15 protein-coding genes are annotated in these 20,157 nt (G+C 38.8%); 8 read left to right on the forward strand and 7 right to left on the reverse strand.

What is annotated here, in order from left to right:
- The 3 genes from EA341_RS09085 to EA341_RS09095 form a co-directional block, all read left to right on the forward strand.
- Positions 1–840 (forward strand): phosphotransferase family protein (locus tag EA341_RS09085; RefSeq protein WP_293013190.1); only part of this gene is annotated, 840 nt, incomplete at its 5' end.
- 4 nt (positions 841–844) lie between these two features.
- Complete coding sequence (locus EA341_RS09090; protein ID WP_293013192.1) at positions 845–1,723, forward strand: 3-hydroxyacyl-CoA dehydrogenase; 879 nt, start codon at positions 845–847, stop codon at positions 1,721–1,723.
- Positions 1,724–1,955: 232 nt separating this feature from the next.
- Positions 1,956–4,358: a hybrid sensor histidine kinase/response regulator gene (locus tag EA341_RS09095; RefSeq protein WP_293013194.1), complete on the forward strand. Its 2,403-nt coding sequence runs from the start codon at positions 1,956–1,958 to the stop codon at positions 4,356–4,358.
- A gap of 386 nt (positions 4,359–4,744) precedes the next feature.
- On the opposite strand, the gene EA341_RS09100 is transcribed toward EA341_RS09095, so the two are convergent.
- The 6 genes from EA341_RS09100 to EA341_RS09125 all read right to left on the reverse strand — a co-directional run bounded on the left by EA341_RS09100 (position 4,745) and on the right by EA341_RS09125 (position 12,239).
- Entirely contained in the window at positions 4,745–4,969 is a 225-nt protein-coding gene (locus tag EA341_RS09100; RefSeq protein WP_293013196.1) for a CDGSH iron-sulfur domain-containing protein, read from the reverse strand.
- Between the two features lie 114 nt (positions 4,970–5,083).
- On the reverse strand, positions 5,084–5,938 hold the full coding sequence (locus tag EA341_RS09105) for an N-acetylmuramoyl-L-alanine amidase-like domain-containing protein (RefSeq protein ID WP_293013198.1): 855 nt from the start codon (positions 5,936–5,938) through the stop codon (positions 5,084–5,086).
- A 45-nt stretch (positions 5,939–5,983) separates the two neighbouring features.
- Positions 5,984–6,700, reverse strand: coding sequence for a DUF3307 domain-containing protein (locus EA341_RS09110; RefSeq protein WP_293013201.1), 717 nt, complete (start codon positions 6,698–6,700; stop codon positions 5,984–5,986).
- The gene (locus EA341_RS09115; RefSeq protein ID WP_293013204.1) at positions 6,697–7,341 is read right to left on the reverse strand and encodes a hypothetical protein; all 645 of its coding nucleotides are present in this window, start codon (positions 7,339–7,341) and stop codon (positions 6,697–6,699) included. Before EA341_RS09115 ends, EA341_RS09110 begins: the two co-directional genes overlap by 4 nt.
- A gap of 181 nt (positions 7,342–7,522) precedes the next feature.
- A complete protein-coding gene (locus EA341_RS09120) occupies positions 7,523–9,361 on the reverse strand; it encodes a glycoside hydrolase family 2 protein (RefSeq protein ID WP_293013207.1) in 1,839 nt (612 codons plus the stop codon).
- Between the two features lie 10 nt (positions 9,362–9,371).
- Positions 9,372–12,239, reverse strand: a complete 2,868-nt coding sequence (locus EA341_RS09125) for a glycoside hydrolase family 2 TIM barrel-domain containing protein (protein ID WP_293013210.1) — start codon at positions 12,237–12,239, stop codon at positions 9,372–9,374.
- A gap of 200 nt (positions 12,240–12,439) precedes the next feature.
- Between EA341_RS09125 and EA341_RS09130 the strand changes: the two genes are divergently transcribed.
- Both EA341_RS09130 and EA341_RS09135 read left to right on the forward strand, forming a co-directional pair.
- Positions 12,440–13,831 carry a DUF1080 domain-containing protein gene (locus EA341_RS09130; protein WP_293013212.1) on the forward strand — a complete coding sequence of 464 codons (1,392 nt, stop codon included), beginning with the start codon at positions 12,440–12,442 and terminating at the stop codon, positions 13,829–13,831.
- Between the two features lie 11 nt (positions 13,832–13,842).
- Positions 13,843–15,192: a Gfo/Idh/MocA family oxidoreductase gene (locus EA341_RS09135; protein ID WP_293013215.1), complete on the forward strand. Its 1,350-nt coding sequence runs from the start codon at positions 13,843–13,845 to the stop codon at positions 15,190–15,192.
- Positions 15,193–15,268: 76 nt separating this feature from the next.
- Here the strand turns inward: EA341_RS09135 and EA341_RS09140 are convergent, their stop codons facing one another.
- Positions 15,269–16,285, reverse strand: a complete 1,017-nt coding sequence (locus EA341_RS09140) for a LacI family DNA-binding transcriptional regulator (RefSeq protein WP_293013218.1) — start codon at positions 16,283–16,285, stop codon at positions 15,269–15,271.
- A gap of 178 nt (positions 16,286–16,463) precedes the next feature.
- Between EA341_RS09140 and uxaC the strand changes: the two genes are divergently transcribed.
- The 3 genes from uxaC to uxuA all read left to right on the forward strand — a co-directional run bounded on the left by uxaC (position 16,464) and on the right by uxuA (position 20,117).
- Positions 16,464–17,894: a glucuronate isomerase gene (gene uxaC, locus EA341_RS09145; protein WP_293013221.1), complete on the forward strand. Its 1,431-nt coding sequence runs from the start codon at positions 16,464–16,466 to the stop codon at positions 17,892–17,894.
- A gap of 11 nt (positions 17,895–17,905) precedes the next feature.
- Entirely contained in the window at positions 17,906–18,718 is an 813-nt protein-coding gene (locus tag EA341_RS09150) for an SDR family oxidoreductase (RefSeq protein WP_293013224.1), read from the forward strand.
- A 220-nt stretch (positions 18,719–18,938) separates the two neighbouring features.
- Entirely contained in the window at positions 18,939–20,117 is a 1,179-nt protein-coding gene (gene uxuA, locus EA341_RS09155) for a mannonate dehydratase (protein WP_293013226.1), read from the forward strand.
- Positions 20,118–20,157: the final 40 nt, after the last annotated feature.

The raw sequence follows: 20,157 nt of genomic DNA on the forward strand, positions 1-20,157 counted from the left end.
GATATGGTAAGAGAATACCAGGTGTTGGAGTCATTACAAAAAGCGGCTTATAGCAAAGTTCCTCCCCCTGTGCATTGTTGTGACAATGAAAACATTATAGGGGCTCCTTTTTTTATTATGGAAAAAATCGATGGTTTGATTCTTAGAAACAGAATTCCTGATGGATTGAAGCTGAGTAAGGAGTTCTTTAAGCAATTATCTAAAAATACTATAGATGGGCTACTGGAGCTACACCAATTGGAACTTGAAAAATCCGGTTTAATCAATTTAGGTAAACCCGAAGGTTATGTAGAAAGACAGGTCTTGGGCTGGTCTGAACGTTATTTTAAAGCCAAGACTGATGAAATTCCTGAAATGGAAAAAGTCAGTGAATGGTTGAAAAAAAATATGCCTAGGGAAGAAGCTGTGGGTTTTATCCACAATGATTACAAATATGACAACTTGGTACTCGAGGGTTCTGAAAGCCCTGAAATCCTTGCTGTACTGGACTGGGAAATGGCTACAGTAGGTCATCCTCTGATGGATTTGGGGACTTCACTGGCTTATTGGTGTGAAGCAGGTGATTCTGACACCTTGAAAATGTTTAATCTCACCTACCCTGAAGGAAATCTAAGCAGAGCAGAGGTTATTAAATATTACGGAAGTAAAAGCCCTCTCTCTATGGATAATATGGTATTTTATTACGCTTTTGGTCTTTTCAAAGTAGGAGTGATTGCGCAACAAATTTATAAAAGGTATAAGATGGGCTTTGCTGATGATAGCCGTTTTGCTGCCTTGATCCATGCTGTCCGTTCCTGTGGTAAAAAAGCATTTAACAGTATTGAAACTCAAAATATTTAAACATATGAAAATCAAAAATGTATGTATCCTCGGTGCAGGCACCTTAGGTAGTAGGGTTGCACTTCAATCTGCCCTTTCCGGCTATAAAGTTAAAATCTATGATATCAGTACTGAAGCCCTGAAAGCTTCAAAAATCACAATGACCAAAATTATCCACCAACTGGCAAAAGGAACCGGGCTGGAGGAAAGTGCCGGTATCAATGCCATAGAAAGTATCATATTCACAGACAATGCTGAAAGTGCGGTGGAAGATGCTGACATCATCAATGAAAGTGTACTGGAAGATATTCAAGTCAAAAACGAGGTCTGGGAAATGTTCGGGAAAATTGCCCCGGAAAAAACTATATTCACAACCAATACTTCCTTTTTATTACCATCTATGTTTGCGGATATTTCGGGAAGACCTGCTAAATTTTGTGCTTTGCATTTTCATGATGTATTTTATATGAAAGTCGTTGACATCATGCCTCATCCCGGCACTGACCCTGATTTAATTCCGATTCTAGAAACATTTGGAAAAAGTCTGGAACAGCTACCTGTTTTTGTCAAAAAAGAGAACCCGGGGTATATTTTCAACAGCATGTTGATGGCCTTTATAGGGGCCGCAGGAAAACTGCTGACCAAAGATATTGGAAGCATAGAGGATATAGACAAGTCATGGATGGTCAATTTTAACATGCCCACGGGACCATTCGCAATATTAGATAAGATTGGACTGGATACAGCTTGGCGTGTCACTTCTGCTCAGCCCGACCCTGCTTCGCAGCGTTTTGCTGCACTTCTAAAATCATATATTGATGCAGGAAAGCTGGGGGAAAAATCCGGAGAAGGCTTCTATAAATACCCAAAACCAAAGTATAGAGATGAAAATTTTTTAACTTGAAATAAAAATTAACCAGTTATTATAGAATTTTTTCAAGGATTATTACCTATTTTTCTTTTATAAACTTTACGCATACCATGAATCAAAAATGATTACATGATTTTTTTACTATTTTTTTTACTTAAATATATTTTTAGAGCCCAAACAATCTTCATGTAAGAAAATTGCCCTACATCTATTTGTTGCAGAAAAGGCGTACTTTATCATGTTTTTCACCCCAAAAACCAATCAGATGAACTTTAAACAAAATCTATTTATACTAGCTTTACTGTTTATAATTCCTCTTACTACACTGGGTAAGGATGTTCCAGAAAAGTTTCCAAGAAGTATTTTTCAAATCGCTGAAATAGCTGATTTAGGTGATGAAAATTTAGATTTTGAAACTTTCCTATCAAGAGAAGGAGAGTTTAAATTTACCGAAGTAGCTTCAGCAAATTCAAATTTAGGCTTCACTGATAAAAATTATTGGCTGAAATTTGAACTCTCCAATTCTTCTGAAAAATTCAAAAAACTTTATTTAGAGACCGGAAGACCCATTACTGATGTCGTTAATCTTTACCAAATAAGGGATAAGCAAGTCATTGCAAGTTTTGAAAGCGGGGACCTAATTCCCCTGAAACTAAGACCTGTAAATCATAGAAAAATTCTCTTTCCATTGGAATTAGAGCCCGGAGAAACATATACTTTTTACATTAATTTTCAAAGTGATGGCGAGGTTATCAATCTACCCCTCAATATTTTTGATTCAGAGTCTTTGATTGAACAATCTTATTTTGAACAGCTCATTTTTGGAGGGTTCTATGGCTTACTCTTTTTAGCAGGGATCATTTATCTTTTTTTCTACTTTGGTATCCGAGAAAAAAGTTTTCTGTTATACTCTTTTTATGTTTTGTCTATCATTCTATTGCATATGGGACTTGATGGCTATTTTTACCAATATATCACTCCTGATGCAGGCTGGTTTTCCCAGCGATCAATTTTAATTTTTGCAACCTTTTCAGCCATTGCTTTTGGAAGATATACACAAGTTTACCTAAATGTAAAGGAATACAGTCCTGGGATACATAAGTCTTTTAACATACTGTTTATTCTATTAATTACGCTGATGATCCTGATAGTCACAGTGCCATTTGGAATTAGGTTTTATTACCCTTTGGTCAATTTATTGGGTATCCTTATTTTGTTTCATGTTATAGCTTCTTTGGTAGCCGGATATATCAAAGGGAAATCTCCCGATATCTTTTTCAGTTTGGGTATCACATCTTTTTTCTTGGGCTTTTTGGTCTTTATTCTGAATAACTTCAGTGTTATTCCAAATTCCTTTTGGACTGAATTCAGCTCCAAATTTGGGACTGGCATGGAGGTAATGTTTCTTTCTTTGTCCATGGCAAACAGAATCCGTTTGCTGAAATCTGAGAAAGAGCAAATGCAAGAACTAGCACTAGAGAAATCGGAAGAATCCAATGAGATCAAGTCATTTTTCCTTTCCAATATCAGCCATGAATTACGCACTCCCTTGAATGCCATTATAGGGTTATCCAAATCAGTCCAGGAACAAAGCAAGGATGAAAGAGTAAAAGGAGACCTTGAAGTAATTCAATATTCTTCGCTTGGCCTTTTGAGTGCCATCGATGATATCCTGGATTATTCCAGAATAGAAAAGAAGGAGCTGAAATTAGACAAAAAGGTTTTCAATTTCCATAAACTGCTCAAAGAAGTCAGAACCAATACTGAAAGACAGGCTTTGGATAAGAATCTTAAATTCATTTATGAAGAAATTGGACAGATTCCAAAATTCATTATTGGGGATCTGGCCAGAACCAGACAGATTTTCCAAAATCTACTTGGCAATGCCCTAAAGTTTACTCCTGAAGGAAGTTTAAAATTGAGCATTGAAACTACTCAGAAAGCCAATCAGACAGTCAGTCTAAATATCAAAATTACAGATACAGGAGTTGGTATTCCAAAACATAAACTCAATAGTATTTTTGAATCTTTTATTCAGGAGACCATCAATGATAAAAGGAAGTTTGGGGGATTTGGCTTGGGATTGTGCATAGTAAAGGCATTGGTGGAATTGTTTGAGGGTAAGCTGGAAATAGAAAGTCAAGAAGGAGAAGGTACAACGGTAACAGTTTTATTGGATTTCAATTATGCAGAACCAGCCTCTGCCCAAGAACCTGATTTTTTAAAGAATGGTGTTCACGATCTCAGTGGTAAAAACATCCTGGTGGTCGAAGACAATGCTGTCAACCAGATGGTCATGAAGTCTATATTGAAAAAGTGGAAAAATACCAGTTTTGATCTCGCTTACAATGGTGTGGAAGCTCTGCAAAAGTTGAAGGAAGAGAAATTTGACCTTATCCTTATGGACCTTCAGATGCCGGAGATGGACGGTTATGAAGCTACAGAAGCCATAAGATCTGGATCTGCTGGAAATCATCACACTCATATTCCTATCATAGCCGTGACAGCAGATGCTACAGATAAAGCCAAAAATAAAGCTGCTGCCGTTGGAATGGATGATTACATTACCAAACCAGTAGACAGGGAAGAGCTATATAAGAAAGTTCAGAAATGTTTCTTTTTGCAAAAAGTGAATATCTCTGCATTAAATGGGGATATAAGAATGTGAAAATTTTGAAATCAATCGATGAGGTAAGTTCCAATAATTTAGAGAACTACCCTTTACATCTCAAAAAAGAAAATAACCTGAGGCTTTTGAATTATTGGACGATCCCATTCAGCCATCAACCCTATTTCACCATCTCGAATGTGGAGCTGATACCATGAATAAGAATCAAGTATCAATTATAATTCCTTAAAATCTATCACCAAACTAAATAATATTTGATGGAGAGTAACTGAAAATCTGTGCGATACAGGGGGGGGTATATTTCAAAATTGTACAGAAAAGCTCTTATAAATTAAAGAAGAGTTAAAAAGAAAAAAAACAGAAAAAACCCGGGTCATTTAACTAACATAAGCAATTAACCTGGGTCCTGTTCAAATCTATTTGATCTACACTTTTTTTGGAGGGAGATCGAAAGCTACCGCATTGTGTTCCAAATGTCCACGATGTGAACCGTCACAAAAAGGTTTATTTTTGGAAAGACCACAGCGGCAAAGTCCCAATACGGTCCTACCCTGAAGCCCATAAGCATTACCCTGAGCATCGACAATTTCGAAGTCACCTTCAACTTTTAACGATCCATTTGAATTAACAGTGATTTTAGTATTAGCCATTTTTTTATTGTAAAGTTGATTAAAAAACTACTGTAATTAAGCAATTTAGTATAAATAGAAAGAAAGTATTGAAATTTCTTTTTTACAATGAATCCATAAAATCAAGTCTTTGATTTAAAAAGCCTTATCGGGCTCCATCAGTCTTCCCACCATGATACCAGACTGTGACTTATTTCCTTTCAGGTAATCATGCAAAGGCATTTCAGAAACCTCCACTTTCATATTTTTGGTTCCTGCGTGCAATAAATGAATTCTCCCTTCTTTCTCAACAGCAAATCCCACATGGACAATATCGAGGTTCTTCATGGAGGTAGTGATGGCTATAAGGTCGCCTGGTTTGATCTTATTTTCCTTTTGGCTGATTTCCTCTTTAGGAATATAATAATACGTCCTATCACTGATCTCACTTTCGTAAAGCTTTAATCGTTCTACATATTCAGGATTCCCTAATTGAGCATAATATTGAGGATTGGAAGACATAAATGAAGGATTATTAGCATAAGACCTTCCTCCAATCTCTTTGGTGATATCCTTCAATAGCCCCTTTTTCTGATTTTGATAAATCCAGTCTGAGAAATAATGTAACCTGGAAGGATAGTCCTGTCTCATCCCATCCCTATACCTTAGAATTTCCAGTTCCTGTTCATAATCCTCAAAGGTATTCTTCCCCAATTTGGCCATTCTTGTAAGGGTAACCACAGTTTCCAAGTATGTAGTACAATCCAAACCAGTCAGGTTAATCACCAGTTTTTCTTCTCCAGGTAATTCCAGGGTCTTTTCCACATAAGGGGTCCCCAAAAATTTCTGTCCTATAAGGACATTCAGCTCATTGATTGATTTTCCTTGGAGCTCCATCCCTGACAGTTCCTCCAACATACTTTCCAAGCGCTCCCTGCTCTCGGCGGTGCATACGGTCTGTGCCTGGATCAATAGTGGTAAGAAGCAAATCAGAAGGAATATATAGCGCATTTTATGGATGTTTAAGGTTGAAATTTTCGAAATATAAAAAACAACTCATTGATAACCCAGTAGCCATTTGACCATCATACCAGTAAGTAGTGCTATTCCAAAACTCAACAAGGTTCCAATCAGAATATACTCAGTCAATTTCCTGTCTTTGGACTCCTTCAGGTCTCCAAATCTAAATATAGATTTGGCAGCCAATAAAAATCCTATAGCTTCCCAATGATCTGTCAACACAAATACAAAAACCATCAGTCTTTCCAGTATTCCAATATACCTTCCTGCATTTACCAAAGACTCTCCCTCACTTTCCTCTAAAGCCTTTGCCCAATTGGCCAAAAGCGCATTGATCAAGATGCCCACTACCCAGGTAACGAACAGAAATGAAGTCAATAATATCCAGATAGATGGATTATCCATCCAAACAGAAAATGTGATTTCAGGCTGAAACCAAAAATACCAAATCAGCAAAATACTGAATACGTGTAGCCCTTGATCTATGATAAACCACTTGGGTTTATTTTGGTCAGTCTGCATAAAAATTTTGACGATATCTATCACTGCATGGGAAAAAGCCAAGATCAAAGCCAATAGCCAATAGGATAAGTCCCAAAGGACAATAAGAACCAAGAAGCCATGAAGCAATACATGGATATAAAACTGATATGCTTTAAGCTTGTAGGTTTCCTTGGCCTTCACCCATGAATCAGGTTGTAAGACAAAGTCGCCGATCAAATGGGCCAATAAAAGTTTGACTAAAAAGATCACTGCAATAAGTTATTGAGTTTATGTTGAAAAACCTTATTTATCTCAATCAGTTCATCGACTTTGGCCCGGGACCACCTCCCACTGACTGAATTCTGTCTGATTCCTAATTTCTCCCCAATTTCTTCTTGGGTTGCTTTAGGATTATCCAGGTATATCGCAACCAACTCTGCTGAAGAAACAGTCCAAGAATCCATAAATGTACCTGCAAGTTTCAAGTAAAGATTCATTTCCTTATCGAATTCTTCCCAAGGACTTTGGATCGCCAAATTGATCTTGTCTTTTTTTAGCTTTTCAAAGCGTTCACCTGCATGTATAAATGCAGGACCGTTACTTTCCGATATTCTTGTTCCTGCGTATGTTTTAGCTCCAATTCCAATTGCCAACCTTACATCAAGAAGACCATTGGACTTGTCTTCTTTATTATGTACTACATTCTTGATCAAAGCCTTAATAGCCAAAGCTTTTCCAAATGCAGTTATTGGTTCTTTGATTTCCAATTGGAAAAAATCACCCCAAACAAGCTCCCAGTCTTTTGGAGAGTCTCCCCATCTTGACAAAAGCTCCTTGAGTGGATTCATCCAGACCTCGGGATCCTGAATTTTCCTCGATGCTATAATATCTCCTTTTATTACTGCTATCATAATTTCAAATATCGTTTAATTTAACGATAATTCAAATTATCGTCTATTTTAAGGATAATTTTAAATATCATTTATTTGAACGATAATTTAATTTATCGTTCATCTATAAGATTATTGCAATTATTTGGACTTACAGTAATTCCTATTGTAAACTTGATTCCAAATTCAACAAACAAAAAACTCATTCCTGGTCATCATAAAGCTCCTGATGCAGTTTCCGAATTTCTTCTATTGGGAATTTGATCACCTTCCTGTCATAAGTCATCAGTCCATTCACCTCAACTTCCACATCTGTAGTCTGGGTATAAACAGCAGCTGCAAGTCCTTTAGGTATCAATAGCTTAAGATCTTTGATCAACTGCTGGTAGCGCTGCCAGAGTTCATCCTGATTTTTGAAACTCTGATATCCCCAATTGTCCTTTTCCTGCCATGTATGCCCTTCTACCGGCAAACCCAAACCTCCAAATTCTCCCAAGGTCAATATATTGACTTTCCCAAAAAGATCGGGCGAAGGCATCACAGGATCAGGATAGTTGTGAACATCAAAAATATCCCCTACCAATTTATTGCCTTCCAATTCAAAATTTCCTCCTGAAGCTGAATTGACCAGCCTGCTTGGGTCATATGCTTGCGTCCATTCAGTAATTTCTTTGGTCTTGAATTGTCCCCAAGCTTCATTGAAAGGTACCCAAACCACAATAGATGGGAAATGATGGAATGCATCTATAATGGCTTTCCATTCTGTCCTGAATATTTTCTCTGATTTCTCAGTCCTTTCTCTTTCCATTCCTTTTCTGTAGATACCAGGCTTGGGTTCCCACACATTTCCCATGTCTCCACTTGGCATATCCTGCCAAACCAGCAATCCCAAGCGGTCACAGTGATAATACCAGCGTGCAGGTTCTACCTTGACATGTTTCCTGATCATATTGAAGCCCATCTCTTTGGTTTTGACAATATCAAATAGCAAAGCATCATCTGTAGGGGCCGTGTATAAACCATCAGGCCACCAGCCCTGATCCAAAGGACCATACTGGAAAAGAGATTTACCGTTCAATTCCATTACCTGCATCCCATTTTCATCAAGACCAATACTGATTTTTCTCAAAGCCGAATAGGATTTAACCACGTCCACTACCCTATTTCCGCGTTTAAGACTGATTTCAAAATCATACAGGTGCGGCTGATTGGGTGACCAGGATTTTGCATCAGGAATATTCAAAACCAGTTCTTCTCCAAATTCTCCTGAAGATTCTGCAACTATCACTGTTCCTTCAAACGCTTTTACCTCAACTGTAAAGTCATCTGTGACAAGCTTAGCAGAAGTTTCCACTAAAAAATTTCCGTTTTCCCAATCTGGAATGATTCTCAAAAGAGAAATGTAATTCTCTGGAACAAATTCCAACCAAACTGTCTGCCATATCCCTGTTACAGGGGTGTACCATATTCCTCTAGGCTTATTGACCTGTTTGCCCCGAGGCTGCGGCCCCTCATCTGTAGGGTCCCATACTCTGACGGTGATTTCCTGCTCTTTTCCTCTTTTAAGGTAATCTTTGATATCAAAATAAAATGGGTCAAAACCACCTTGATGTATACCTACTGATTGACCATTGACAAAAACTTCTGCTTCCCAGTCTACTGCTCCGAAATGCAGCAAAACCCGACCTTTTCGCTGCGAATTTTCAAGGTTGATCGTCCTTTGGTACCAAAGTTCATTTTCATCTCCCACAGGTTTCATTACACCACTTAGATATGATTCTACCGGGTATGGAACGGTTATTTTTCCATCAAAACTTTCAGGTCTTGCAGCTCCTTTATCCAAGATGGTGTAATTCCACTGACCATTCAGGTTTTGCCATGTCTCTCTTTCCATCTGCGGTCTGGGATATTCCTGCAGAGGGGTATTGGGATTGACATCATCAGCCCAGGGACTGAGGATAGGGTTTTCATTAATATTTTGGCTAAAGCCATAATTCGAAGATCCGACTATAAGCAATAAAATAGCAAATAGGTTTTTCATGGTGAATAGCTTATTGATTGGGTGTATTATTTTGAAATGTAAACCAGAGTTGAATGCCAAATGGCTTGTCACCTGAATGGCTCACAGGTTGAATTTTAGTTCCACTAGGTCCCATGGTCTGAGGACCTGCAAATTTATTCCCTATAGGGCTAATCTGGTGAAGGAAAGTAATATCACCTTCAGGCATGGATGGAGTTACTCCTGGCGTCGCTTGTGGTGGATTTTCTGGATTATAAAGCTTGAAAAACATCCCTGGACTTCCCGAAACTACCTGAATATCTCCTGCTGTAGTCTGAAGAAGCATCGCATAAAGATTTGCATGGTAGCCTTTGAATTCAGGATAGATAAGGTTTTCATAACTGTAACCAGTGATCGTATTGTTATAAGCCTTTTCCCAAAGTCCGAACTCCACCCCTTTCATACGGTTCCTCCATACACGGTATGGACCATCTCCAATCCACTTCACTCCTATCATTTCATCTTCCGGAAGATTAAATGAAAGTCCTAAATAATCTAATTCCTGTCCTCCCAACATTGGTCCATCTGCTTCAAAATAAAGAGTGCCATCAGGATAAACCTTCCAGATACTTTGTTTCGGAAAGGTACTATGTGTAGTCCTGACAAGAACATTCCCATCTGCATCCATTTCCCAACTTACATCCTCTGCCTGTGATGAAATTCCAACGGGAACAGGTCCATCCTTTATTGGGAAAGGGACTCCGTTTTTTGAAACATTTTTCAAATGTCCAGAATTCAGGTCAAAAAGATATTTCATATCGCCGGCATCAACAGTCAATATACTTCCCTCTTCCTCCATGGAGGTTACGCCTTCTACCATAGAATCGAAAGCTAATATTCGCTCAGCAAATTCTTGAGCACTCGAAATGGGCCAAGTCCAAGAATAAAGCTCTCTGCCAGACCAGTCAAATGCACTTACTTCCAGGTAATCTGCTGATTTGAATTCGTCTGACAAGGGCAATTTTATTTGTTTTCTTTCTCCCGGCAATATTTCAGGAAGTTGAATTTCACCTTTAGACAATCTTATGGATTCTTCAAATCCGGAAATTTTATGAAGGCTCCATTCGATTTTACAGTCTTCTAAAGAGGAATAGATATAAGTATTTTCAATCCAAATGTCACCTTTGTAATTCTTATTGACGTTGGCAGGCACAATCTGAATAGGTGACCAAATATTTTTAATCGTATAGAAGCTTCCTTCTTTTTCTTTGTAAGGCCCCACGATTCCATCCGGAGCATGATTGCCGTCAGCATCCAATTTGCCATCCTGATCAGTTCTTACCACTGCTTCATCAGCAAATACCCAGAGAAAACCACCGGTAGCTACAGGGTTTTTCATAAAATCAGTCCAATAATCTTCCAAGCCTGCACCATGTCCGCCATCATAAAGTCCATGCATAAATTCTGTCGGGAAAAATGGAGTCTGCCCCCGTGTCAACCTTTGGACTCCGGCATTGAAATTAAAATAGTGAAATGTATCTACACCATTACGAATCAACCAAGGATAGATTACTGGCCTTTTTTGTATGTCGTACTCATGAAACCATTGCTCATTTTCGAAGTCCCAACCGCCTTCATTTCCATGATCCCAAATGATGACAGAGGGATGGTTTGCATCTTTCAAGACCGTAGCTTTGATCACCTTTGGGCCTATTTTAGTATCATACCCCTGTTGCCAACCGGCAACCTCATCCAATACAAAAAGCCCCAATGAATCACAAAGAGCCAAAAAGCGTTCGTCGGGTGGATAGTGAGACATGCGCACAGCATTCATATTCATCTCTTTCATCAACAGAATGTCCTCTAAATGATTGGCTTCAGAAAGTGCTCTTCCCGAACTAGGATGGAATGAGTGCCTGTTTACTCCTTTAAATATTACCCGTTTATCATTAACATAAATACCATCTTGTTCCCTAAGCTCTACAGTCCTGAACCCGATTTTTTCTGTTTTTTCAAAAATGGCTGTACCTTCATTTTTCAGTCTGAAGACAGCATCATACAGTATTGGTTTTTCTGGATTCCAAGCTTTTACTTCAGGAAAATCCCCCCAAAGGGTAATTTCACTTGCATCGACCAATGTACTTATTGTCCCAAGGGATTGCTTTTGACCTGACTCAAAAAGCTCCATTTCAATTATGCCCTGATCCAGTACCTCATTCAGCCATAGTCTGGCTTCAAAACTCCCATCAGCCTTAGGATTGACCGCTATTCTCTGAAAATGCACTTCTGGCAAAACTTCCAAATATACAGGTCTGTAAATACCGCCAAAAATCCAGTAATCTGCTTCACGCTCAGCTCTGTTTACGGATGCATTTGCAGAATGCTTAGCCACCTCTACCTCCAATACATTTTGTTGACCAAAATTCAAAAATTTACTGATATCAAAAGTAAATCGGTAAAAACCCCCTTGAAACTCAGCTCCTACCGCATCCCCATTTATTTTAATTTTAGTGTCTGTCATAACACCCTCAAAAACGAGTTGCACTGACTTACCTTCCCATGATGAAAGAGCTTCAAATTCATATTTATAAAAACCTTTTTCCTTACCCAAAACTCTATTAGGATTACTATGGTCATGTCCATAATTATACGTTCCAAATCCATGTAGCTCCCAATTGGAGGGAACAGGAATGCTTGACCACTCTCCTGATTTCCTCCCACCATCCACCATAAATTCCCAGTTTACAGGAGTAGCGGCATCCTGGCCGGAAAGATAAATACGTTCGTAGGCGATATTTTGCCCGATGCAAAAGGGTATTGCGCTTAACCAAAGAAAAAAACAAAGATGAAATTTTTGCTTGGTAAAATACGAGAAAGGATAGAAGCAGATAGCTCTAGCTTGTGTGGGTTTTTTAGGCATGAGTTAGAGGGAGTTTTGCCGATTACATACATCGGCTGTTATTTTTATCAAGATATTTTCTAATTTAAAGAATTAATAACTCATTATAGCTGAAAGTCGAAATCGATTTCGTAATAAATGCTTTTTATAACTTGAAAATTTGGCTTTAATGAGGAATTTCAAGGATTATAAAAATAAATCCGTATATCAAAACCCAAAATATGAAACTAAATGGACTGAATTATCTCATCTTGTTATTTGTGCTTTTTTTGAGCTATGCCTGTCAATCTGCAAATGATGAACAAGGAGATGAAACCTGGACTGACCTATTCAACGGCAAAGACCTAGATGGTTGGAGACCTGTTATGGGGGAAGCCAACTTTGAAATCAAAGACGGAGAAATCATAGGAATAGCCAAGTCAAATACTCCCAACACGTTTTTAATTACTGAAAAGGAATACAGCGATTTTATCCTGGAGTTGGAGCTTAAGATAGAGGACCTCAGCAGCAACTCAGGCGTGATGGTCAGAGGTCAGTTTGACCAAGAGGCAAGAGATGGCAATGGCTTAGTCTATGGCTATCAAATAGAAGCAGATCCTACAGAAAGAGCTTGGTCCGGTGGATTATATGATGAAGCAAGGCGTGGTTGGTTATATCCTTTGGATCTGAATCCGGAGGCAAAGTCCGCCTTTAAAATGAATGATTGGAATCACTACAGAATAGAGTGCATAGGAAATGAAATCAAATCCTGGATAAATGGAAAAGAGGTTGCCTATGTAGTGGATGAAATGGACTATAAGGGTCACATTGGCCTACAAGTACATAGCATCAATAATCCAGAAGATGAGGGCAACAAAACATACTTTAGAAAAGTCCGCATCAAAACTGAAAATTTAGAACCTACCCCATTTAAAAATGACATTTTCGTGGTCAGCACCGCTTTGAATAATTTGACTGATTTCGAAAAGGAAAAAGGTTGGAAGTTGCTTTTTAATGGTGAAAATTCTGATGGCTGGATAGGTGCTTACAAGGATGATTTTCCTGAAAAAGGCTGGCATATCAAAGAAGGTATATTGATGGTAGAAGCAGCTGATGGCGGGGAATCCACGAATTTTGGAGATATCGTCACAAAAGAGAAATACAGTGCTTTTGATTTGGCTTTTGATTTTAAATTTACCGAGGGGGCCAATTCGGGAGTAAAGTATTTTGTAACCTTGGAAGAAAAAAACACAGGTTCAGCCATTGGTCTGGAATACCAGATTTTGGATGATAAAAACCATCCAGATGCAAAAATGGGCATTGATGGTAACCGTACCCTTGCATCTTTATATGATCTGAAAACTGCTTCAAAACAGGCACGATTTGTAAAAGGACCAGGAGAATGGAATAAAGGTAGAATTGTAGTACATCCTGACAACAAGGTGGAGCATTATCTAAATGGTGTGAAGGTCTTGGAATATGAAAGAGGTTCGGAGGATTTCCGCAAATTGGTAGCTGGAAGTAAATACAAAATATGGGAGAACTTTGGCGAGGCTGAAGAAGGCCATATTTTATTGCAGGATCACGGAGATGAAGTACATTTCAAAAACATTAAAATCAAAACGCTTAAATAAACCCATTAACCATGAGCAAAAATTTCAATCCCAGAAGGGAGTTTATCAAAAAATCAGTTCTAGCAACTGCCGGGGTTTCCTCATTGGGTGCATTGGGCTTTACCGCCAAAAGCTATGGAAATATACTGGGAGCCAATGACCGAATGCAAGTGGCTATTGCAGGTTTGGGTAGAAGGTTAGGAGCTTTTTATAGCCCAATCGCAAGAAAAGAAAGTAATGTGGTTTTGCACACACTCTGTGATGTAATGGCATCACAAAGGGAAAATGCTGCTGCAAGTTTTGCCAAGCATATAGATTATATTCCCAAGCTGGAAAACAGCATCATCAAAGTCATTGAAAATAAAGAAATCGACGTACTAATCAATGCCACCCCTGACCACTGGCATGCTCCGGGTACTTGGATGGCAGTAGAAAACGGAAAACATGTGTATGTGGAAAAACCTTGTAGCCACAGTCCCGAAGAAGGCGAGTTGTTGATCAAATACAGAGACAAGTTTAATAAGGTCATTCAGATGGGGAACCAACAAAGGTCATCTTATCATACCATTGAAATTATTAAAGAAATTCACGGAGGTGTTATCGGTAAGCCTTATAGGGCCGTTGCATTTTACAGTAATGGCCGTGGACCCACTCCACATCAGGTTAAACAAGCCCCTCCTCAGGGTTTAGATTGGGAATTGTTTCAGGGGCCTGCACCGAGAAGAGAATATACCCATGATACATGGGATTACAATTGGCATTGGTATGGATGGGATTATGGTACAGCAGAGACAGGCAATAATGCTACGCACGAACTTGATGTGGCCCGCTGGGCTTTGCAGGTGGAGTTTCCAAAGCACGTCAATGTAGATGCAGGCAAATACCATTTTGTTGATGATGGCTGGACCATGTACGACACCATGTATGCCACCTTCCAGTTTGAGGATGATAAAACCATTGTATGGGATGGTAAAAGTCGAAATGCCCTGAACACTTATGGTGCAGACCGTGGAACCATCATTTACGGCACAGAAGGCTCAGTATTCGTAAACAGAGGTGTTTACAAGCTTTATGATAGAGCAGGAAAGTTGATCAAAGAAGAAAAATCCAGGGGAGAAGAAGGAAGTACCAATCTGGGAGGTGGAGGAGATAATACCACAGACCACGTAGTTAATTTCTTTGAGGCAATCAGAGGAAAGCAAAAACAGAACTCCACTATAGACGAAGGGGCGGTATCTACCCTACTCTGTCATTTAGCCAATATTTCTTACCGCATAGGAGAAAACTTTGATTGCGATCCGAGTAATGGACATATCAAAAACTCCAAAGGCATGGCTCTTTGGTCAAGGGATTATGAACCTGGTTGGGGACCAAAGATTTAAAAAGATAATAACTCAAACCTATTGAACCAACTCAAAAGACCCTTCCTATGGATGAGGTCTTTTTTTGTTCATCGTTTTAATGAAGAGAAGACTTTCTTATGTGTAATACAGATGGAATTATGATAACCTCATCCTGTATATCTTCCTGCTTCTTTATTTTAAGTTTTTTCATTAAAAGCTTGCCGCAGGCGATACCAATTTTATCGGCAGGCTGAGCAATAGTGCTCAAAGGTGGATCTAACAAATCCGCAATGCTCATGTTGGAGAAGCTGACTATCCTTACATCTTGGGGGACCTTTAGCCTTGTTTTTTTCAAAACCTGATAGGTAGTAATGGCTAATTTTTCTACTGAAGATATAATACCGTCGGGCCTGTCAATTGGAAAAAGTGTTTTCTCTATAAGTGCTGCATTTTTATTTTCTTCCTGAGTACAGTGAAGTACCCACGAATCCTTAAAAGCCAAACCTGATTCATTTATAGCTTTCAGGTATCCATTTAACCTTTCTTTACCAATCGTAATTTCTTTAGAAAGTGATAGAAAAAAAATCTTCCTACAGCCCTGTTCAATCAGGTGCTTGGTTCCGAGATAACCACTTTCAAAATCATTGGTAATAAACTTGGTTGTGGGAATATCCTGGGCAATACGATCGAAAAAAATGATAGGAATCCCTTGATTTTGAACCTGTATCAAATGTTCAGAGCTGCTTGTCTGACTGGATACAGACATGATAATGGCGTCTACCCTGCCGCCCAGCAAATAAGAAATGATTTTTTTTTCCTGTTCCACATCCTCATGAGAATTATATACTAGCAAATGAAAACCGTATTCTTGTGTTACTGACTCCAGTCCATCTATCACCTGGGCAAAGAAATTATTGATCCTTTCGGGAATGATTACCCCGATAGTTTTACTGCTATTAGCTCTCAAACTTCTAGCGTATGGATTCGGCTGATAATTCAACTCTTTTGCCAAAGCCATTACCTTGGCCTTTGTTGCAGGACTGATTTCATAACTGTCGTTTAATGCCCTTGACACAGTGGAAGGGGCCATATTTAGCAACGAAGCCAAATATTTGATATTTACTTTAGGCATTTTAAATTGGAGCAATTATAACTAACAAACACAACTTAATTAAAAAAAACCAATCTGCTTGTAAACAGGTGAATTTTTCAAAAAACACATAACGGAATCGTTTCCATAATTAAAAAGGCGGATTTGGTTTAGAAAGCGATTTAAAAGTGTTAAAATGAATGCTAAAACCTATTGAGCTATGCACACCCAAAAGACCTCCATGATTAAGCATGCTTTTATCTCTGAAGATTTCCTTTTGGAAAATGAATTTTCCAGAAAATTATATCATGATTATGCTTCCTCCTGCCCTATTATCGATTACCACAATCACCTGCCACCTGAAGATATCGCAAGAGACAGAGTTTTTAAAAATCTCTCTCAGGTTTGGTTGGCTGGAGATCATTATAAATGGAGAGCTATGCGTACGCTGGGAGTTGATGAATCCTATATCACTGGCAATGCAAATGACAAAGATAAATTCCTGAAATGGGCTGAGTCTGTACCGTTCACCTTGAGAAACCCGCTTTATCATTGGACTCATCTGGAATTGCTGAGGTATTTTGATGAATTTGAATTACTTGATGGAAAAAGTGGAGAAAGAATTTATGAAGACTGTACTTCAAAAATCAACTCAAAAGATTACTCAACTTTGGCATTACTGGAAAAAATGAAAGTGGAATCGGTCTGCACCACGGATGATCCTGCAGACAATTTGGAGCATCACATTTCCTTTACAGAAAGAAATTCTTTTACCAAATTATATCCTGCATTCAGGCCGGATAAATCTTTCGCAATTGAAGACAGTAAGAATTATCCTGCTTACTTACAAAGGCTTGGAATAGCTGCTGATATAGAAGTAAAAAGCTATTCAGACTTATTGCAGGCTTTAAAATTGAGGATAGAGTTTTTCCACCAAAATGGATGCAGACTATCAGATCACGGCCTGGAAAAGATGTTTTATTTTGAGCAAGAAAAATTTAGCCCGGAAAGCATTTTTCAAAAAGCGAAAGATGGGATTGAAGCAAGCGAGGAAGAAATAAATTATTTCAAATTCAAGGTACTTTCAGAACTCTGTAAAATGTATCATGCCAAGGGATGGACTCAGCAGTTTCATCTTGGAGCTATGAGGAACAATAGCAGCCGCAACTTAGCCAAGTTGGGGCCAGATACGGGTTTTGACTCTATTGGAGATTATTCACAAGCAAAAGCCTTATCTGGGTTTTTAAATCACCTGGATCAGGAAAACAAACTCTCCAAAACCGTGATTTACAACCTCAATCCATCAGATAATGAAATTTTTGCAAGTATGTGCGGCAATTTCAATGATGGCAGTATCAGAGGCAAAATACAATTTGGATCAGGCTGGTGGTTCCTGGATCAAAAAGATGGTATGGAAAGACAACTCAACGCCCTATCCAATTTGGGCTTGGTTTCCACTTTCGTAGGCATGCTCACTGACTCCAGAAGTTTCCTTTCTTTTCCAAGGCACGAGTATTTTCGAAGGATCCTTTGTAACTTGTTTGGAAGAGATATGAAAAATGGGGAACTGCCTCAAGATGAAAAATGGGTAGGTAAAATCATTCAGGATATTTGCTACCATAATGCCAAAAACTATTTCAACTTTCCTTAAATCAACTAAGAATGTCCTTATTTAAAGTAAAAAATAAAAAAATTGTCATAACAGGTGCAACAGGTGTTTTGGGCGAAACAATTACCAACTACCTAGCCAAAGAAGGCGCACAGGTAATCATCATTGGAAGAACGCCTTCCAAAGTAGAAAAACTGGTGGATAAAATCAGGACAGCCGGTGGAAATGCTGACGGCTATCTTGCAGATGTCACCAAAGAAGATCAAGTAGAAAGAGCTGCCACATTAATCAGAAAACATTTTGGAACTATTGATGTATTGATCAATATGGCTGGTGGAAATGTGTCTGAAGCAATAGTACAGCCTAATCAGACAATCTATGACCTTTCTATAGAGGCCATGAGAAAGGTGATGGATCTGAATTACCAAGGCACCCTTATTCCGTGTAAAGTATTCCTCGAACTCATGCTCCCTAAAGGTGAAGGCAATATCATCAACATTTCATCCATGGCTGCAAGTAGGCCAATGACAAGAGTAGCAGGATATGCCTCGGCAAAGGCTGCTATTGATAACCTGACCAAATGGCTTTCAGTTGAACTTTGTTCAAAACATGGAGAGTTTTTCAGAGTCAATGCAATAGCTCCGGGATTCTTCCTGACTGAACAAAATTACAGCCTTTTAAAAGAGAGTAACGGTAATTTGACCCAAAGAGGTGATCAGATCATATCCCATACCCCTATGAAAAGGTTTGGAGAACCCGAAGACTTACTTGGAACATTGCAGTGGCTTTGCTCTGATGCATCAAAATTTGTAACAGGAACCATTATCCCGGTAGATGGAGGTTTTTCTGCTTATTCTGGGGTTTAAAAAATCCTATCTAGCCTATATAGTTTTAATGGAATGTTAGGTATACAGAAATACAGTTGAAATACGATAGAAATATAGTTGAAATAGCTTCACAAGTATGATGCTGAATATTATTTCGCTAAACCTGCCTGCCGGTAGGGAGGGGCATATATCTATGTATATCGCGAAGCATGTATCATTTGAATATCGCTAAGCTTATATCATTTAAATACATATAACCATGACTTTTAGAATGAAACAGACCATGCGTTGGTATGGTCCCAAAGACCCTGTAAGTCTTGCGTATATTTCGCAGGCAGGAGCCACGGGGATCGTATCCGCACTCCATCAGATCCCTAATGGTGAAGTTTGGCCCCTTGAGGAAATCAAAAATAGAAAATCCCTGATCGAATCAGCGGGTTTATCCTGGGATGTGGTAGAATCTGTGCCCGTGCACGAAAAGATCAAAACCCGATCCGGGAATTTTAGGGAATTGATAGAAAATTATAAGCAAAGCATCAAGAATCTAGCTACTGAGGGAGTATTCAGAATCTGCTACAACTTTATGCCTATTTTAGACTGGACGAGAACCGAATTGGCCCATACCCTACCCAATGGCGCAAAAGCCTTAAGGTTTGTCAAAAAGGAAGTTACGGCATTCGACTTATACATTCTTCAAAGAGAGGAAGCAGAAAAGGATTATAGTCCGGAGGAAATACACGCCGCCAAGAATTTTTTTGAGAATGCTTCTAAAGCTGATATCCAAAGAGTTCAGGACAATATTCTCAAAGGACTTCCGGGCTCTGAGGAAGGCTATACTTTGGAACAGTTTAAAGCTGCATTGGCTACCTATAAAGAAATAGGCAGAGAACAGCTCGCAGAAAATTTAAGGCTATTTCTGGAAGAAATCATTCCTGTAGCTCAGGAAAATGGTGTCTTTATGGCTATCCATCCCGATGATCCACCATTTGATATTTTTGGATTGCCAAGAGTAGTCTCCACTGCCGCAGACATGAAAAGGATTATAGGAGATAATGATAACAGGCACAATGGTTTTACATTTTGTACCGGTTCGTATGGAGTAAGAGAGGATAATGATTTGATTGCCATGGTCAGGGAATTTGGAAGGTATATCCACTTTATTCATTTAAGATCTACCAGGCGTGATCAGGAAGGAAACTTTTTTGAAGACAATCATTTGGATGGAAATGTCCTTATGGAAGCCGTTATTGCTGAAATTCTGAAGATTCAAAAGCAGAGAAAAGTCTCTATCCCAATGCGTCCCGACCATGGACATCAGATGCTTGATGACCTGGATAAACCCATCATCAACCCTGGTTATACTGCGATAGGTCGACTCAAAGGTTTAGCAGAAATCCGAGGTGTTGAGGCAGGCCTGATTTGGGCAGGAATAGTTTGATATTCTTTGATATCAATCCTGTTTTAAGTCCTGAGCGTTT

Origin of the sequence: Mongoliibacter sp., from assembly GCF_007692705.1 — a bacterium.
Taxonomy (GTDB): domain Bacteria; phylum Bacteroidota; class Bacteroidia; order Cytophagales; family Cyclobacteriaceae; genus Mongoliibacter.

What these genes read in the sequence shown, in the direction of transcription:
- EA341_RS09090 (WP_293013192.1), top strand. Translation starts at nt 845, where the DNA reads ATGAAAATCAAAAATGTATGTATCCTCGGTGCAGGCACCTTAGGTAGT.
- EA341_RS09095 (WP_293013194.1), top strand. Translation starts at nt 1,956, where the DNA reads ATGAACTTTAAACAAAATCTATTTATACTAGCTTTACTGTTTATAATT.
- EA341_RS09100 (WP_293013196.1), bottom strand. Translation starts at nt 4,969, where the DNA reads ATGGCTAATACTAAAATCACTGTTAATTCAAATGGATCGTTAAAAGTT.
- EA341_RS09105 (WP_293013198.1), bottom strand. Translation starts at nt 5,938, where the DNA reads ATGCGCTATATATTCCTTCTGATTTGCTTCTTACCACTATTGATCCAG.
- EA341_RS09115 (WP_293013204.1), bottom strand. Translation starts at nt 7,341, where the DNA reads ATGATAGCAGTAATAAAAGGAGATATTATAGCATCGAGGAAAATTCAG.
- EA341_RS09120 (WP_293013207.1), bottom strand. Translation starts at nt 9,361, where the DNA reads ATGAAAAACCTATTTGCTATTTTATTGCTTATAGTCGGATCTTCGAAT.
- EA341_RS09125 (WP_293013210.1), bottom strand. Translation starts at nt 12,239, where the DNA reads ATGCCTAAAAAACCCACACAAGCTAGAGCTATCTGCTTCTATCCTTTC.
- EA341_RS09130 (WP_293013212.1), top strand. Translation starts at nt 12,440, where the DNA reads ATGAAACTAAATGGACTGAATTATCTCATCTTGTTATTTGTGCTTTTT.
- EA341_RS09135 (WP_293013215.1), top strand. Translation starts at nt 13,843, where the DNA reads ATGAGCAAAAATTTCAATCCCAGAAGGGAGTTTATCAAAAAATCAGTT.
- EA341_RS09140 (WP_293013218.1), bottom strand. Translation starts at nt 16,285, where the DNA reads ATGCCTAAAGTAAATATCAAATATTTGGCTTCGTTGCTAAATATGGCC.
- uxaC (WP_293013221.1), top strand. Translation starts at nt 16,464, where the DNA reads ATGCACACCCAAAAGACCTCCATGATTAAGCATGCTTTTATCTCTGAA.
- EA341_RS09150 (WP_293013224.1), top strand. Translation starts at nt 17,906, where the DNA reads ATGTCCTTATTTAAAGTAAAAAATAAAAAAATTGTCATAACAGGTGCA.
- uxuA (WP_293013226.1), top strand. Translation starts at nt 18,939, where the DNA reads ATGACTTTTAGAATGAAACAGACCATGCGTTGGTATGGTCCCAAAGAC.